This window comes from Grimontia indica (assembly GCF_000333895.2).
Lineage (GTDB): Bacteria > Pseudomonadota > Gammaproteobacteria > Enterobacterales > Vibrionaceae > Enterovibrio > Enterovibrio indicus.
Genome location: NZ_ANFM02000014.1, coordinates 83,098 through 99,030, shown reverse-complemented (window position 1 = coordinate 99,030; position 15,933 = coordinate 83,098). Strand labels below are relative to the sequence as shown.

The 15,933-nt window shown below is 52.0% G+C and carries 16 protein-coding genes; all 16 read left to right on the top strand.

The window, feature by feature from the left end; all coding sequences use genetic code 11:
• The first annotated feature begins 72 nt into the window (after positions 1-72).
• The 16 genes from fliE (at position 73) to flhA (ending at position 15,903) form a co-directional block, all read left to right on the top strand.
• Complete coding sequence (fliE, locus tag D515_RS08835) at positions 73-384, top strand: flagellar hook-basal body complex protein FliE (protein WP_002537874.1); 312 nt, start codon at positions 73-75, stop codon at positions 382-384.
• 15 nt (positions 385-399) lie between these two features.
• On the top strand, positions 400-2,160 hold the full coding sequence (fliF, locus tag D515_RS08830) for a flagellar basal-body MS-ring/collar protein FliF (protein ID WP_002537873.1): 1,761 nt from the start codon (positions 400-402) through the stop codon (positions 2,158-2,160).
• Positions 2,153-3,193 carry a flagellar motor switch protein FliG gene (gene fliG / locus D515_RS08825; RefSeq protein ID WP_002537872.1) on the top strand — a complete coding sequence of 347 codons (1,041 nt, stop codon included), beginning with the start codon at positions 2,153-2,155 and terminating at the stop codon, positions 3,191-3,193. Before fliF ends, fliG begins: the two co-directional genes overlap by 8 nt.
• Positions 3,194-3,251: 58 nt before the next feature.
• A complete protein-coding gene (gene fliH / locus D515_RS08820; protein WP_002537871.1) occupies positions 3,252-4,277 on the top strand; it encodes a flagellar assembly protein FliH in 1,026 nt (341 codons plus the stop codon).
• The gene (fliI, locus tag D515_RS08815) at positions 4,261-5,577 is read left to right on the top strand and encodes a flagellar protein export ATPase FliI (RefSeq protein WP_002537870.1); all 1,317 of its coding nucleotides are present in this window, start codon (positions 4,261-4,263) and stop codon (positions 5,575-5,577) included. The genes fliH and fliI overlap by 17 nt, the downstream gene beginning before the upstream one ends.
• 7 nt (positions 5,578-5,584) lie before the next feature.
• Positions 5,585-6,034 (top strand): flagellar export protein FliJ, encoded by a 450-nt coding sequence (fliJ, locus tag D515_RS08810; RefSeq protein ID WP_002537869.1) that lies wholly within the window; start codon positions 5,585-5,587, stop codon positions 6,032-6,034.
• 89 nt (positions 6,035-6,123) lie between these two features.
• Positions 6,124-8,073, top strand: a complete 1,950-nt coding sequence (locus D515_RS08805) for a flagellar hook-length control protein FliK (protein ID WP_002537868.1) — start codon at positions 6,124-6,126, stop codon at positions 8,071-8,073.
• A 65-nt stretch (positions 8,074-8,138) separates the two neighbouring features.
• Positions 8,139-8,636 (top strand): flagellar basal body-associated protein FliL, encoded by a 498-nt coding sequence (gene fliL / locus D515_RS08800; protein ID WP_002537867.1) that lies wholly within the window; start codon positions 8,139-8,141, stop codon positions 8,634-8,636.
• A gap of 7 nt (positions 8,637-8,643) precedes the next feature.
• On the top strand, positions 8,644-9,711 hold the full coding sequence (gene fliM, locus D515_RS08795) for a flagellar motor switch protein FliM (protein ID WP_002537866.1): 1,068 nt from the start codon (positions 8,644-8,646) through the stop codon (positions 9,709-9,711).
• A gap of 21 nt (positions 9,712-9,732) precedes the next feature.
• Complete coding sequence (gene fliN, locus D515_RS08790; protein WP_002537865.1) at positions 9,733-10,122, top strand: flagellar motor switch protein FliN; 390 nt, start codon at positions 9,733-9,735, stop codon at positions 10,120-10,122.
• A 121-nt stretch (positions 10,123-10,243) separates the two neighbouring features.
• Positions 10,244-10,633 (top strand): flagellar biosynthetic protein FliO, encoded by a 390-nt coding sequence (gene fliO, locus D515_RS08785; protein ID WP_002537863.1) that lies wholly within the window; start codon positions 10,244-10,246, stop codon positions 10,631-10,633.
• Positions 10,623-11,456, top strand: coding sequence for a flagellar type III secretion system pore protein FliP (gene fliP / locus D515_RS08780; RefSeq protein ID WP_002537862.1), 834 nt, complete (start codon positions 10,623-10,625; stop codon positions 11,454-11,456). Before fliO ends, fliP begins: the two co-directional genes overlap by 11 nt.
• 9 nt (positions 11,457-11,465) lie before the next feature.
• A complete protein-coding gene (gene fliQ / locus D515_RS08775) occupies positions 11,466-11,735 on the top strand; it encodes a flagellar biosynthesis protein FliQ (protein WP_002537861.1) in 270 nt (89 codons plus the stop codon).
• A 13-nt stretch (positions 11,736-11,748) separates the two neighbouring features.
• Positions 11,749-12,546, top strand: coding sequence for a flagellar biosynthetic protein FliR (fliR, locus tag D515_RS08770; protein ID WP_002537859.1), 798 nt, complete (start codon positions 11,749-11,751; stop codon positions 12,544-12,546).
• The gene (gene flhB, locus D515_RS08765) at positions 12,546-13,679 is read left to right on the top strand and encodes a flagellar biosynthesis protein FlhB (protein WP_002537858.1); all 1,134 of its coding nucleotides are present in this window, start codon (positions 12,546-12,548) and stop codon (positions 13,677-13,679) included. The genes fliR and flhB overlap by 1 nt, the downstream gene beginning before the upstream one ends.
• A gap of 118 nt (positions 13,680-13,797) precedes the next feature.
• Entirely contained in the window at positions 13,798-15,903 is a 2,106-nt protein-coding gene (gene flhA, locus D515_RS08760) for a flagellar biosynthesis protein FlhA (RefSeq protein WP_002537856.1), read from the top strand.
• Positions 15,904-15,933: the final 30 nt, after the last annotated feature.

The window sequence follows — 15,933 nt, the reverse complement described above, 5'->3', positions numbered from 1 at the left end:
AAATAGTAATCAGATAGCCCAAAAAGCCCGAACTGACGGGAATTGCCAAAGTTTTGACAGCGAGGACGACCTATGAAAATTAACCCGATGCAGCATGAAATGCAGACCATGGCATTGGAAGCGCAGAACACGTCACGTGCTGCGACTGGTCAACAAGTCTCTCAAGACTTTGGCGAACTTTTGTCCGGTGCCATCAACTCCGTGAATGGCATTCAAAAGACGTCCAGTGAGTTGGCGACACGTTTTGACCAAGGCGACCGCAGCGTCAGCCTTTCAGATGTGATGATTGCGCGTAACAAGTCCAGCGTTGCTTTCGAAGCAACGGTGCAGACCCGCAACAAGCTGGTCGAAGCGTACAAAGAACTGATGAACATGCCTGTTTAACGTAGGACGTAACCTGTGGCGGAAGACAACGACAACACACAACTCGCTCTAAACGATGGTGCAGCAGCATTACCTGCCACCACCGATGGCGGATCGTCGCTTGCCGATCCGGACATGATGGAGCGAAATGTCACCCCAACCGGTCCGCTGGGCGGGATTGATATTGCACGCCAACTGATCCTCGTTGCAGCCGTCGCTATTTGTATTTCTCTTGTTGTGCTGCTTTTCCTGTGGGTTCAAGAACCAGAAATGCGCCCGCTTGGTACCTATGAAACGGAAGAGCTGATCCCGGTTCTTGACCATCTTGACCAGCAAAAAATCGATTACAAGCTAGAAGGCAACACCATTCGTGTTCCTGCGAAAGACTACTCGACCATCAAACTCAACCTCAGCCGTGCCGGTCTGAACTCTGCCACCGAAGCCGGTGACGATATTCTGATGCAGGACATGGGTTTTGGTGTTTCTCAGCAACTTGAACGTGAGCGTCTTAAACTGAGCCGCGAACGTCAGCTTGCTGCTGCGATTGAGAAAATCCGCGCAGTCAGCAAAGCCCGCGTGCTGCTGGCGATGCCAAAACAAAGTGTGTTCGTTCGCCACAACCAAGAAGCTTCCGCAACTGTGTTCCTTACCGTGCGCGGTACCACTCAACTGGGTCAGGAAGAAGTGGACTCGATTGTTGATATGGTGGCGTCTGCCGTACCAAGCCTGAAACCTTCCCGAGTCACCGTGACTGACCAACATGGCCGTTTGCTAAGTTCAGGCAGTCAGGATCCAATGGCTTCTCAACGCCGCAAAGAATATGAGTTGGAGCGCAAGCAAGAACAGGCGCTTAGAGAAAAAATTGACGCGATTCTGATCCCCGTTCTGGGCTTGGGTAATTACACCTCTCAGGTCGATGTCACTATGGATTTCAGCTCCATTGAAGAAACCCGTAAGCGTTTCGACCCGGCTACGTCTTCGACCCGAAGCGAATACACCCGTGAGAACTACAACAATACCGACTATGTTGCCGGTATTCCGGGTGCGCTGAGTAACCAGCCACCGGCTGACTCAGCGATTCCGCAAGACGTGCAGGATCTGAAAAACGGCGGCGTCGGCGACAAAGGTTCACTCAGTCGCGAAGCCACCCGAAACTTTGAATTGGATACCACCATCAGTCACCGCCGTGGTCAGACAGGCACCATTGCCCGTCAAACTGTGTCAGTGGCTGTGGATTACATCGCTTCTACTAATCCGGAAACCGGTGAAATTACCCGTACGCCTGTTGGAGACGCGGAGCTGGAAAAAATCCGCCGCCTGCTTGTCGGTGGTGTAGGTTACGCGCAAAACCGCGGCGATATTCTGGAAGTGATTTCCGTGCCGTTCGTGACGCCGGAAGAAGTGGCCTTGGGTGATGTGCCAATCTGGGAGCACCAGAACTTCAACGACTGGGTGCGTTGGCTGGCGGCCTCTCTGGTTATCATCGTGGTGGTATTGGTGTTGATTCGCCCAGCGATGTCCAAACTTATCAACCCAGCGAAAGACGACGACAGCTTACTGGGACCAAACGGCGAGATGCTGGGGCCAGATGGCTTGCCTCTCAGCCCAGACGACGATATTGGCCTGATTGGTGCAGAGCTCGATGGCTCGAACAACTTTGGCATGAGTTCTTCGAACCTGAACCTGCCAGATCTCCATAAAGATGAAGACCTGCTGAAAGCAGTTCGGGCACTGGTTGCCAATGAACCTGATTTGGCAGCTCAGGTAGTGAAAAGCTGGGTAAGCAACGATGGCTAAAGACGATAAAGACTTACCTGCGAACACCTTTGATGTGTCGCAGCTATCAGGCATAGAAAAGGCCTCAATTCTCCTCCTCAGTCTCACTGAGCAGGACGCGGCCAGCATTATTCGCCACCTTGAACCAAAACAGGTTCAGAAGGTGGGTAGCGCCATGACCCAGTTGGCTGATCTTAATCAGGACAAAGTGAATGCTGTCCATCGCGCCTTCCTTGAAGACATTCAGGGCTACACGGCTATTGGCATGGGCAGTGAAGACTTCGTTCGTAATGCACTGGTTGCAGCATTGGGTGAGGACAAAGCCAACAACCTGGTCGATCAGATTGTGCTTGGCAGTGGTTCAAAAGGCCTCGATTCACTCAAATGGATGGATCCTCGTCAGGTGGCTTCCATCATCATTAACGAACACCCGCAGATCCAGACCATCGTGCTTTCTTACCTGGAGCCGGAGCAGTCAGCGGTTATTCTTTCTCAGTTTGCCGAACGTGATGCCCTCGACCTGGTGATGCGTATTGCCAACCTTGAAGAAGTTCAGCCTGCGGCACTGCATGAGCTGAATGAAATCATGGAGAAACAGTTCGCGGGTCAAGCAGGTGCACAGGCTGCGAAGATTGGTGGCCTGAAAGCGGCTGCCGATATCATGAACTACATGGACAACGCGCTCGAGTCTGCGCTGATGGAGCAAATTGGTCAGAACGACGAAGAAATGGCATCGCAAATTCAGGATCTCATGTTCGTCTTCGACAACCTGGCAGACGTGGACGACCGCGGTATTCAGGCTATCCTCAAAGACGTTCCTCAGGAAGCACTGCTCAAAGCACTCAAGGGTGCAGAAGAAGGGCTCCGCGACAAGATTTTGGGCAACATGTCGAAGCGTGCAGCAGAAATGCTGCAGGACGATCTCGAAGCCATGGGTCCAATTCGCGTGGCAGATGTGGAAGCGGCGCAGAAAGAAATTCTGTCTGTGGCACGCAAACTGGCCGATGCTGGCGAAATCATGCTGGCGAGCGGCGGTGCGGACGAATTCCTGTAATTCCGTACTTTTTGTCCAATCAACCAAGCTTGAACACAGCGTTTTATAAGGTAACAGCATGAGTTTAGAACGTCGTCGCGGATACATTCGCGCAAGCGAGCAAACAGAAGACGTTCTGGAGCGTTGGGACATCCCTAACTACGACCCAGCGAATGCGCCTCCGCGCGATACCGCAATGAACTACGATCCGGGTTGGGAACCTGCTGAGCTGGAAGAAGACGACCAGGAGCCTGAACTCGATCTTTCCATGCTTACTGCTGATGCGCTTGAGCAAATCCGCCAATCTGCCGTAGAAGAAGGCATGGCGGAAGGGCGTGAAGCGGGCTTTACCGAAGGCAAAGAAGCGGGCTTTGAAGAAGGCAAAACAGAAGGCTTTGATGCGGGTAAGGAAGAAGGCTATCAGCAAGGCATGGAAGAAGGTCAGCAGTTAATTGAAAACCGCTGTTACCAACTTGATGCCATTCTTTCCAAGCTCGCGTTCCCTTTGTTACAGGTTGATCATCAGGTACAAAATCAGATGGTTGAACTGGTGCTGCACTTAGCAAAAGCCGTGATTCAAACTGAAGTGCAAACCAATCCCCAAGTGATCCTTAACACCTTGCGTGAGGCCGTCAATGCGCTGCCGATGGGTGGGCGTCAAATTACCATTTACCTCCATCCGGAAGATCTGGATGTGGTGACAACCGCACACAGTGTTGAATCCCTTCGCGACCGTGAATGGCGTTTGATTGCAGAACCCTCGATTAACCGTGGTGATATTCAGGTGGCCTGTGGCGACTCTGTGGTGGACTACCGCATGGAAGATCGCATCCGTGAAATGCTGACCCGATTTGCTGGCCAGAATATGGCGAGAGATCCAGAAGCACCTGCTGATGGCTTGGGTGCTGACGTTCTTCAAGGTGCAGACAAAGTGGTGACAGGTGAGATGCCTGAACAGCCAGAAGAATTTTTATCTGAACCACAGGATGAAGACGTGCTCGCTTCTGCTGGTGAACCGGAACCAGCACAAGACGTTGAATCTGCCATTGAAGAAATTTCTGGTGCAGACGTTCAGGCAGGAGAAGACGATGGTCAGCCTGTCTGAGCGCCTCGCTGCGCTGAAAACCGATAACCTTTCCACACGTCCGGTAGCCTCCGGCAAACTGGTGCGTGTGGTTGGCCTGACTTTAGAAGCCATTGGTTGCCGCGCCCCGGTTGGCAGCCTGTGCAAAGTCGAAACCCTCAACGGCACCATTGAAGCCGAAGTCGTGGGCTTTTCTGGCGAAACCCTATATCTGATGCCAAGCGAGCAAATCTCCGGTGTATTACCGGGCGCACGCGTCACCCCTATGGTTGGCGAGCAGGGTATTCCGGTTGGTCTTGAACTCCTTGGTCGCGTCATTGATGGCGTGGGCAATCCGCTGGATGGACTGGGGGATATCTTTACAGGACAAACGGCGCCTTTCACGCCTGCGGCTATCAACCCACTGGCAAGAAAGCCAATTGATACACCGCTGGATGTCGGCATTAAAGCCATCAATGGCCTGTTAACCGTAGGTAAAGGTCAGCGTATTGGCCTGTTTGCTGGCTCTGGTGTCGGTAAATCGGTGACGCTCGGCATGATGACCCGAGGCACGACTGCACAGGTAGTTGTGGTGGGGTTGATTGGTGAACGTGGCCGAGAGGTGAAAGAATTCATCGATGAAATTCTTGGCAAAGAAGGCCGTGAGCGCTCAGTGGTGATTGCGGCCCCTGCGGATGCGTCACCTTTGATGCGTTTGAAGGGCTGTCAGACGGCCCTCACCATTGCCGAGTTTTTCCGCGATCAGGGTTTAGACGTTCTGTTGCTCATGGATTCGCTGACGCGTTTTGCCCAAGCGCAGCGCGAGATTGCGTTGTCTGTTGGCGAACCGCCTGCCACCAAAGGTTACCCGCCTTCGGTGTTTGCGAAACTCCCTGCACTGGTAGAACGTGCAGGTAACGGCAATGAAGGGCAGGGCTCTATCACGGCATTCTTTACGGTATTAACCGAAGGGGATGACCTCCAGGATCCTATCGCAGATGCTGCTCGTGCGATTCTTGATGGCCACATTGTGCTGTCCCGTGAAATGGCAGACGCTGGGCATTATCCGGCGATCGATGTCGAACGCTCAGTCAGTCGTGTGATGCCTAATATTGTTGATGACGAACATATGCTGATGGCGCGAGCTGTGCGGCAAGTGCTTTCCGTGTGTCGTAAAAATCAGGATTTGGTGTCGATTGGTGCGTATAAGCCGGGCACCGATCAAGGGATCGATCAGGCGTTCACCCTCAAACCCCGTTTGGACATGTATCTGCAACAGGGGATGAAAGATGTGGTGCCTTACGACATGTGCGTCAACATGCTGCGTTCAACGCTTCAGTAGGTGAGCCATGTCTGAAGCCGCGATGAACCTTCTGATCGACCAAGCCAAAGAGCAGGAACAACAGGCTCAGCTGGCTTTGGTAGCTGCCCAGCAAGAACTTCAAAATTACCACCTTCAGGTAGAACAGATTGAGCGTTACCGTCTGGATTACTTCCGCCAAATGTCCGAGCGTGGACAGGCGGGCCTGAGTGCCAGCAGCTATGGTCACTTGAACCGCTTTATTGTCCAACTGGATGAAACACTGGCAAAACAACGCCAGGCGGCAATGGATTTCGAAGACAATGTCGAGCAGTGCCGAGAGCACTGGCAGCAATGTCGACAGAAAACCAAGTCCCTCGAATGGCTGGTTGAAAAACGCCAGAACGAAGCAAAAATGCGGGCTGAACGTCTGGAGCAAAAACAGATGGACGAGTTCGCCACCCTCATTTATACCCGTCAAAATGCCACGAAATTCTAAGCTGGCCTGATAATTGCTATTACCTTTGTAACACGTTGCCGGGCAAGGTTGCCGGCGTCAAACGATAAAGAATCTGAAGCGGGATAATTATGAGCCAAACCAGTTTCTTACTTTCCGGTTTATCAAGCAGCAAAGCCCCTGTTGGGGAGGGTAAAGCTGTCATGTCTCCAGAAGTGTCTGAAAGTGAAGGAGAAGGTTTCTTTGCACAACTGACGCAGCTGGTTTCTGGTGATGGTGAAGCCGACGTGGTTGTTGGTGAAAAAGCTGTTTCTGCCGAAGGTGATGCTGCGAGTGAAGAGGCGATTAATGCCGCTTTGACGAAAGCACTCGCCAGTGGCGAAGGTGAAGATGCCGAAAAGTTGGCGCTGGACGAAGTGATTTTTGACGCTGAAGGCGAAGAAGTCGTCACCAAGCCAGTGGCAAACGGAGAAGCTGAAGAACAGGTGCTTAAAGCCACGGCTTCTGAGGAAAAGAGTGAAGAGGCTGTTGTGACACGCCAACAGGTCGCTAAGCAAGATGGCGAAGTCTTGTTGCAGCGCCTTAATGAGTCCAATCAGGCACTTCAGGCCAAACCCGATACCTCATCACCAGAACTTAAAGCCGTGCAGGTTGAACCCGTGATGGCTGATGGCAAAAGCTTGCCGCCACAGAAAGCCAACACCGAAGTTATGCCTGAAGAGGTAAAACCCGCGTTGGCAATACAGGCTGAAATGCTAAAGCCAGCATTGGCAAAGGGGGCTTCTCAGCTTGATATAGAAACACAGGTAGATGGCGCCAAGCCAGCATTGGATAAAGCTGTTGAAGCCGAAGTGGATGCCTTGCTTTCTAAGCCAGTCAATATGCTCACCGATGAAGAAAAAGTTGTCATTCAACAACTGGTTGCCAAGGTAGAAGCGGATTCCCTGAACGTTTCACCCGTAAAAAGCAATGTTGAGGCTGATGCCAAACCTCTGAGCGACGCAGAACTGATTGCGGCAGTGGATACCCTTCGCGCATCGACAGCACAAGAAATCACACAACCCGATTCACCGATTGTCGCAGCGCCGGTAGTGGCTCAGGCAGCTTCAATGGTAGCCGCGAACGGTGACGTGGAAATTACACCGGAAATGATGGCGAAAGCCAGTCAGTCACCAGAGTGGGCGGGAACAAAAGCCCAGCAGGATATGATGATGCGAGCCCAGATGGCGGCGGCATCGACCATGAATGGTGAGCCAGAGAAAGCGCTCGCGGCAGAACTGCAGGCGAAAGGGTTAACGCTGACGGCTCAGGCAAACATGAGTCAAGCCGCCTCTGCGGTGCAAGCAGCGGTGAACCCTCAAGCTCAGCAAACTACCCCAATGTCAGCGTTTGCCGCAATCCCATGGACGCCGGCAGGGATGCAAAATGGTGCTAACCAACCACAGCCTGCAGCCAGCCAAGCGGTTCTTGAAGCGACAGCCGCCCAACAGTTGACGGAAACCGCGCGTCCGGGTGAAGCAAAAGCGGATCACCTTGCTCAGCAACTGGTCTCAAGTTTTGGTCAGCAAGCGGGAACCACAGCAGCAAAACTGGATGCTGCAGCGGCACAAACACCGTTACAAATGAGCCAAAACCAGACAGAAGCGGCGAATGCCTTGTCTGAACGCGTCAACATGATGATGTCGAAAAACCTCAAGCATGTGGATATTCGTCTCGACCCACCTGAACTGGGCAGACTGCAAATCAAACTGTCGGTGAACAACGATCAGGCTTCGGTGCAGTTTACGGTGGCGAATCAGGCCGCAAGGGATTTGGTGGAACAGTCCATGCCGCGTCTTCGTGAAATGATGCAGCAGCAAGGTCTGCAATTGTCCCAGTCCTCTGTTCAACATCAGGATGCAGGCGGCAGACAGCAATTTGCAGGTAACCAAGCCCAACAGGGTGAAGGTCAGAGCGGGCAGAGTGGACAAGGTGACTCATCTCGATTTGGCAGGGGAAATGAACAGGACGCAGATCACTCTGTGGTAAACACTGAGCTCTATGTCAATACATCAAAAGATCGTGTTGACTATTATGCTTAATGTAGCATTCTTGCTGCGCTTGTTTTGAAACCGGAAATCGAATTAACCCGAAACTGAGGTGAATCATGGCAGATGAAGATATTGAAGCTGGCGGCGGTGGTGGCGGTAAAAAGAAACTGATCATTATCATCGTGGCGGCAGTGTTGTTACTCGGTGGTGGTGCAGGTGCTTTCTTTTTCCTGATGGGCGGTGAAAGCGCGCCACAGGAAGACATTGTGATTGAAGAGCCTGAACCAGTGAACCTTCAAGCAATTTACGTTACGTTACCGCAGCCTTTTGTGTTTAACGTAACCGGCGACATGCAACAACGGTTGGTACAAGTTAAAGTTCAGCTGTTGGTGCGTGGCGACCAGAACGAAACATTGGCGAAGCAGAATTTGCCTTTGGTTGAGCACAGCCTTCTGACAACGTTCGGGGCGGCAACCGTTGAGCAACTGCGTACGCCGCAAGGACAGGTGGAAGTTCGCAAGCAGGCTGTCGATACCGTGCAGGCTGCAATGGAAAAAGTCACCGGCAAAACAGTGGTTGAGCGGGTGTTATTTACTGGCTTTGTAATGCAATAGGTGCAATGTGACCGATCTCCTCAGTCAAGACGAAATTGATGCGCTTCTTCATGGTGTAGACGACGTTGAAGAAGAGGAACAGGATTCCGGCGGCGGTGGCGGCGATATCGCCTCGGCCTCGAATTTTGACTTCTCCTCTCAAGACCGAATCGTCCGTGGGCGCATGCCCACCCTGGAGCTGATAAACGAGCGATTTGCGCGTCATATGCGTATCAGCTTGTTTAACATGCTGCGCAAAACGGCTGAAGTGTCGATTAACGGAGTACAAATGGTGAAGTTTGGTGAATACCAAAACACCCTGTTTGTCCCAACCAGTTTGAACATGGTTCGCTTCCGTCCGCTGAAGGGGACCGCGTTGGTCACCATGGAAGCGCGCCTGGTGTTCATTCTGGTAGAAAACTTCTTTGGTGGTGACGGTCGATTCCACGCACGTATCGAAGGGCGTGAATTTACCCCAACCGAGCGTCGTGTTATTCAAATGCTGCTTAAGCTGATATTTGAAGACTACAAAGACGCTTGGGCACCGGTCATGAAGGTCGAGTTCGAATATCTCGACTCAGAAGTGAACCCGGCAATGGCGAACATCGTGAGCCCGACAGAAGTGATTGTTGTGAGCTCATTCCACATCGAACTTGATGGTGGTGGCGGTGATTTCCACGTTGTCATGCCTTATTCCATGGTCGAGCCTATCCGTGAATTGCTCGACGCAGGTATCCAGAGTGACAAGATGGATACCGACAAGCGCTGGTCGAAAGCGCTGCAGGATGAAGTGATGGATGTGGAAGTGGGGCTGACGGCTAAGCTGCTGGAAACCCAACTGTCACTCCGTGATTTGATGGAGTTGGAAGCCGGTGATGTGATTCCGGTGAAAATGCCGGATGCGTGCACGATTTATATTGAAGACTTGCCGACCTTCCGGGGCAAGATGGGCCAGTCAAACGACAATCTGGCGATTAAGATCACTGACAAACTCAAACGACCGGAAGTGATGAAGAGTTCAGTGACCTTGTTAGAAGACGATCCGATCGAGCTGCTTGAAGACTTGGGCCCCGATGGACAAAATTCTGAAGATTAATTAATACGTTGGTAGATAATCATGAGTGATGTAGAAGACGATTGGGCTGCAGCGCTTGCCGAACAGGCGGTAGTGGAAGGCGGTGATGATGTACAAACTGCCCCTTTAGATGAGTTGGTCGATGAAACACCACCCATCAATGCGGATGAAGCCCGAAAGCTGGACGCGATTCTTGATATTCCGGTGACCATTTCGATGGAAGTGGGACGCACCAACATCAACATTCGTAACTTGCTTCAGCTTAACCAAGGCTCGGTGGTCGAGTTAGACCGTCTGGCCGGTGAGTCACTGGATGTGCTGGTTAACGGAACCCTGATTGCCCATGGCGAAGTCGTGGTGGTGAACGACAAGTTCGGTATCCGACTCACTGACGTTATCAGCCAAACAGAACGAATTAAGAAGCTGCGTTAACGACAACCCCTTCGCTTGTTGAATGGAAGACGCCTGCCGCTTTGCGGTGGGCGTTTTTTTAGGCCTGGATTTTGCTTAAAGGGTGTATTACCCGAAAAACACAGGCTGAGAAAGAGAGTTCATGGTATTTCTGCGACGAGCTGTAATTGGATTGACGTTTGCCCCGGGCGCTTACGCCGCTGCGCCTGATGGCCAGGATCTGGCGACGACACTCGGTGCGTTAGTACTGGTGATTGGCGTGATCTTCGGCCTGGCTTGGGCGCTCAAACGCATGCAGGTTCCTTCGCTGATGGGCACGAAATCTGGGCTGAAGGTGGTGAGCCAACTACCGTTAGGCCAGAAAGAGCGTGTCGTGGTATTGGATGTGAACGGTGAGCAAGTGCTCGTGGGTGTCACGCCTCAGCAAATCACGCTGATTAAATCATTGGAAAATCCGATCACTGAAGCGGAGTCCACCAAATCTTTCTCTTCCCAATTCAACCAGATTCTGAAGAAAAATGATGCGTCTTAAATCCGTCACTGCCATTTTTCTGGCGCTTTGCTGCTTTTTTGTCACCCCGTTTGCGCTGGCTGAAGAAGAGCCAGTTCCAGCGTCAGAAACGATTACTGAAACCCTGATCAACGATGCTGGCGAAGCCTCGATGATTCAGGCGCGCAACGGTGGCGGTATTCCTGCGCTGACCATGACCGTTAACCCGGATGGCAGCGAGGATTATTCGGTCACCCTGCAGATCCTGGCGTTGATGACAGCACTTGGCTTCCTGCCAGCGATTGTTATCCTGATGACTTCCTTCACCCGTATCGTGGTGGTGATGGCGATTTTGCGTCAAGCCATGGGCTTGCAGCAGACACCATCTAATCAGGTGATCATCGGTATCGCCATGTTCCTGACCTTCTTCATCATGTCACCGGTGATTGACCGTATGAACGTGACTGCGGTGCAGCCTTATCTCAATGAAGAAATTACCTCGCGCGAAGCGTTTGACCGTGTGCAGGTACCTCTCCGTGAGTTCATGTTGCAACAGACGCGAGTAAAAGATCTCGAAACCTTTGTGAATATGTCTGGCTCACAGGTGACTGAAGCGGAAGAGGTGCCGATGACGGTGCTTATCCCGGCGTTTATTACCTCAGAGCTGAAAACGGCGTTCCAGATAGGCTTTATGCTTTTCCTGCCGTTTTTGATTATCGACCTGGTGGTGGCCTCGGTACTGATGGCGATGGGTATGATGATGCTTTCGCCAATGATTGTATCACTGCCATTTAAGCTGATGTTGTTTGTGCTGGTGGACGGTTGGAACCTCATCCTGTCGACCCTCGCAGGCAGTTTCGGGTAGGAGTGAATCATGGGACCAGAAGCGTTTGTCGAACTGTTCCAGGATGCCTTATACCTCATCCTGGTCATGGTCTGCGCCATTATCATTCCTGGCCTTATTGTTGGTTTGCTGGTGGCAATTTTCCAAGCGGCAACCTCAATTAACGAACAGACCTTAAGCTTCCTGCCGCGTTTGATTGCGACACTGGTTGCTCTGATGGTGTTTGGCCATTGGATGACGCGCATGCTGATGGAGTATTTCTTTCGCTTAATTGAAGAAATACCCCTGCTGCTTTACTGACTGAGCATCAGGCATGGAATACCCGGCAGATATCATTCTCAATTGGCTGGCACAGTACTTCTGGCCGTTTACGCGCATCTCATCAATGATGATGACGATGACGTTTTTTGGTGCCCGATTTGTGCCGGTTCGAATCCGTTTGTATCTGTCTCTGGCTATCACCTTTGCGGTGATGCCCGCGCTTCCTCAAGTGCCTGAAACCATCCAGTTGGTTTCTTTTGGCGGCTTTGTGGTGTTGGCGCAACAAATCCTGATTGGCATCGCGATGGGGACGGTGACCCAGTTTGTGATTCAAACCTTCGTGTTGCTTGGTCAAATCATCGGTATGCAATCGAGCTTGGGTTTTGCTTCCATGGTCGACCCGGCCAACGGGCAGAACACGCCCTTGCTGGGCCAGTTCTATCTCTTCGTCGCCACCATGATTTTCCTTTCCACCGATGGGCATCTTCAGATGCTTAATCTGGTGGTGATGAGTTTTAAAACCCTGCCTGTGGGTGAAATGCTGGGTGTTGCCGATTACCGTGCACTGGCGAGTTGGTTTGGCATCATGTTCAGTGTGGCACTTGGCATGGCATTGGCGGGCATCATCGCCTTGCTGACGGTCAATCTCTCGTTCGGTGTCATGACCCGTGCCGCGCCTCAGTTGAACATCTTCTCACTCGGTTTTTCGTTCGCGTTGCTGGTGGGTTTGTTGATCTGTATGTACCTGCTCAATGGCATTTTGCCGCATTACCTGAATCACTGGGACACAGGGCTCAAGACTATCTGTGATCTTATCCGTCTCGAGTGTTATGTCGAGGGAGGTGTCTGATGGCAGAGAACGACGGTCAGGAACGCACAGAAGACGCGACGCCCCGAAGGCGACAGCAGGCGCGGGAGAAAGGTCAGGTACCGCGCTCAAGAGAACTGGCATCAGTCGCCGTGCTCGTCGTGGGCGCAGTGGCATTGATGTGGTTTGGCGAGAGTCTTGGCAAAGCCTTGATGGAGATGATGCGAAAGCTCTTCACGCTGACGCGGGAAGAGATATTTGATGTCACCTCGTTGGGGCTGATTTCTTACGGCGCGATATTCCATATTGTCTGGCCGATCACTTTTGTACTTTTGATGCTATTTATCGCCGGTTTGATTGGCGCGTCGGCGCTTGGCGGGGTGTCTTTCTCTTGGGAAGCCGCCAGACCAAAGCTGTCCAAAATGAGTCCGTTGCAGGGCATCAAGCGCATGTTCGGTAAACAAAGTTGGGTTGAGCTTCTCAAGTCGATTCTGAAAGTGGCGCTGGTGTCCGGTGTGGCTTTCTATCTGATGTGGGTGAGTCTTGATGATTTCTACCAACTGAACATCGAAACCTTCCCGACCAACCTCTATCACGCCCTCGATATTCTGCTGAATTTCGTATTGTTGATTTGTTGCTCCCTGCTGGTGGTCGTCGCGATAGATGTGCCTTTCCAAATCTGGCAGCACAACGAACAGCTCAAGATGACCAAGCAGGAAATCAAAGACGAATACAAGGAAACTGAAGGTAAGCCTGAGGTGAAAGGGCGGATCCGTATGCTTCAGCGCGAAATGGCACAACGGCGAATGATGGCGGAAGTGCCGTCTGCCGACGTTGTAATTACCAACCCGGAGCACTATTCGGTTGCGCTTCGCTATGACAGTAAAATCGACAAAGCACCGATAGTTGTCGCCAAAGGTTCTGACTTCCTGGCACTGAAAATCCGGGAAATTGCAGCAGAACATGACATCACGATTGTGCCAGCTCCACCTCTTGCCCGTGCGGTGTATTACAGCACGGAGCTTGAACAACAAATCCCTGACGGCCTGTTTACGGCTGTCGCCCAGCTGCTTGCTTACGTCTTCCAGCTTAAACAGTACAAGAAAGGTCGTGGACGACGACCAAACCCGCTGGCGGACCAACAACTGCCAATACCGCCGGATTTACGTCGCTGATGTGATACTGCGCTTTTTATTTGCCAATAACTTATTGATTAATAGGCAGAGTAAAACTGGTTCGTTTTTTGCTTCTGAGGTCTTCAGTGATTAAGCCCAGAAGAACCTAAAACGACACATGAAGCTTTCTTTGCCGTTCTACGACAAGGTACAGGACAAAAACCCATTCAAGCGAGGGAATGCTTTCCCCGCGATTGGTGCACCGCTCCTCGTACTCTCAACCCTTGCGATGGTGGTGTTGCCTATGCCGCCATTGCTGCTCGACCTGATGTTCTCTTTTAACATTGCCCTTTCTCTGGTCGTGCTGCTGGTTACCGTTTACACCCGTAGACCGCTCGATTTCGCCGCATTCCCGACGGTATTGCTGATAGCTACCCTGATGCGACTGGCATTGAACGTGGCTTCCACCCGTGTGGTGCTGCTTCATGGTCATGAAGGCCCTGGCGCAGCCGGTCAGGTGATTGATGCGTTTGGTTCGGTGGTGATTGGCGGTAACTACGCCGTCGGTCTGGTGGTGTTCCTTATCCTGATGATCATCAACTTCATGGTTGTGACCAAAGGTGCGGGCCGTATCTCCGAGGTGAGCGCGCGCTTCACCCTCGACGCCTTGCCGGGTAAGCAAATGGCTATCGATGCGGATTTGAATGCTGGCCTGATTAATCAGGATCAGGCTCGTACCCGTCGTCAGGAAGTCACCAAAGAAGCTGACTTCTACGGTTCGATGGACGGTGCGTCAAAATTCGTTAAAGGTGATGCCATCGCCGGTATCCTTATCCTGGCGATTAACATTATCGGTGGTCTCTCCATCGGTATGATTCAGCATGACGTCAGTTTCTCTGACGCGATTGAAATCTACACCCTTCTGACCATCGGTGATGGTCTGGTTGCTCAAATCCCTTCACTCTTGCTGTCGATTGGCGCCGCCATCATGGTGACCCGTCAGAACACTGACGAAGACATGGGTCAACAGCTGGTCTTCCAACTGGTAGATAACCCTCGTGCACTGATCATTGCGACCGGCATTCTGACCGTGATGGGCATTGTGCCTGGCATGCCTCACATTCCATTTTTAACGCTAGCGCTGGTTTGTGGCGGTTTCGCTTACTGGAAAACCAAAGAGCAAGCCCGAATCAAGAAAGAAGCGGAAGCCGCACCGACCAAAGAAGTGGCACCGCCGAAGCCGAAAGAACTTTCTTGGGACGACGTACAGCCTGTTGATGTGATTGGTCTGGAAGTGGGTTATCGCCTGATCCCTATGGTTGACCGTGACCAGGGTGGTGAGTTGCTTGATCGCGTGAAAGGTGTACGCAAGAAGCTGTCGCAAGACTTCGGCTTCCTTATCCCACCTGTCCACATCCGTGACAACCTGGAACTGCCACCGAACAGCTATCGCATTACCCTGATGGGCGTTGCGGTCGGTGAGGCTGATATCCGCCCTGACAAAGAACTGGCGATTAACCCGGGTCAGGTGTTTGGCCCGGTTGATGGTGAAGGCACGGTTGACCCGGCATTTGGACTGGAAGCGGTATGGATTGAAAAATCACAGCGCGAACATGCCCAGGCACTTGGCTACACGGTGGTTGATTCCGCGACCGTGCTGGCAACCCACTTGAGCCAGATGCTGACCAACAACGCTGAACGCCTGCTGGGCCACGAAGAAGCGCAGAACCTTATTGATATGTTGGCTAAGCAGTCTCCTCGATTGGTGGAGGGTCTTATCCCTGATCAAATCACCCTCGGTGCCGTGGTCAAGGTTATGCAGAACCTTCTCAATGAAGCGATTCCTATCCGCGATGTACGGACTATTATACAGACACTCTCTGAGTACGCGCCGAAGAGTCAAGATCCCGACATTTTGACGGCGGCAGTCCGAATTTCACTGCGACGTCTGATTGTTCAGGAAATCAATGGGGTAGAGCCAGAATTGCCGGTTATTACTTTGGTTCCTGAACTGGAACAGATATTGCATAAAACTATGCAAGCGTCAGGTGGTGAATCAACCGGTATTGAACCGGGGCTGGCAGAAAGATTGCAACAAAGTCTGTCAGAAGCAACCCAGCATCAGGAACTGCAAGGTGAACCAGCCGTCCTGCTGACTTCAGGGGTACTGCGTTCCACACTGGCGAAGTTTGTGAAGAACACCATTCCGTCGCTGCGAGTCCTGTCTTATCAGGAAGTGCCGGATGAAAAACAAATAAGAATTGTAAGAGCGGTTGGCAACTGATGTGCGGCATCAGTAACTCAGGACGACGAT

Excerpts from the sequence above, each read along its gene's own strand:
- fliR (WP_002537859.1), top strand. The coding sequence starts at position 11,749 with ATGGAATACCCGGCAGATATCATTCTCAATTGGCTGGCACAGTACTTC.
- fliG (WP_002537872.1), top strand. The coding sequence starts at position 2,153 with ATGGCTAAAGACGATAAAGACTTACCTGCGAACACCTTTGATGTGTCG.
- D515_RS08805 (WP_002537868.1), top strand. The coding sequence starts at position 6,124 with ATGAGCCAAACCAGTTTCTTACTTTCCGGTTTATCAAGCAGCAAAGCC.
- fliN (WP_002537865.1), top strand. The coding sequence starts at position 9,733 with ATGAGTGATGTAGAAGACGATTGGGCTGCAGCGCTTGCCGAACAGGCG.
- fliQ (WP_002537861.1), top strand. The coding sequence starts at position 11,466 with ATGGGACCAGAAGCGTTTGTCGAACTGTTCCAGGATGCCTTATACCTC.
- fliH (WP_002537871.1), top strand. The coding sequence starts at position 3,252 with ATGAGTTTAGAACGTCGTCGCGGATACATTCGCGCAAGCGAGCAAACA.
- fliJ (WP_002537869.1), top strand. The coding sequence starts at position 5,585 with ATGTCTGAAGCCGCGATGAACCTTCTGATCGACCAAGCCAAAGAGCAG.
- fliO (WP_002537863.1), top strand. The coding sequence starts at position 10,244 with ATGGTATTTCTGCGACGAGCTGTAATTGGATTGACGTTTGCCCCGGGC.
- fliL (WP_002537867.1), top strand. The coding sequence starts at position 8,139 with ATGGCAGATGAAGATATTGAAGCTGGCGGCGGTGGTGGCGGTAAAAAG.
- fliP (WP_002537862.1), top strand. The coding sequence starts at position 10,623 with ATGCGTCTTAAATCCGTCACTGCCATTTTTCTGGCGCTTTGCTGCTTT.
- flhA (WP_002537856.1), top strand. The coding sequence starts at position 13,798 with ATGAAGCTTTCTTTGCCGTTCTACGACAAGGTACAGGACAAAAACCCA.
- fliI (WP_002537870.1), top strand. The coding sequence starts at position 4,261 with ATGGTCAGCCTGTCTGAGCGCCTCGCTGCGCTGAAAACCGATAACCTT.
- fliE (WP_002537874.1), top strand. The coding sequence starts at position 73 with ATGAAAATTAACCCGATGCAGCATGAAATGCAGACCATGGCATTGGAA.
- flhB (WP_002537858.1), top strand. The coding sequence starts at position 12,546 with ATGGCAGAGAACGACGGTCAGGAACGCACAGAAGACGCGACGCCCCGA.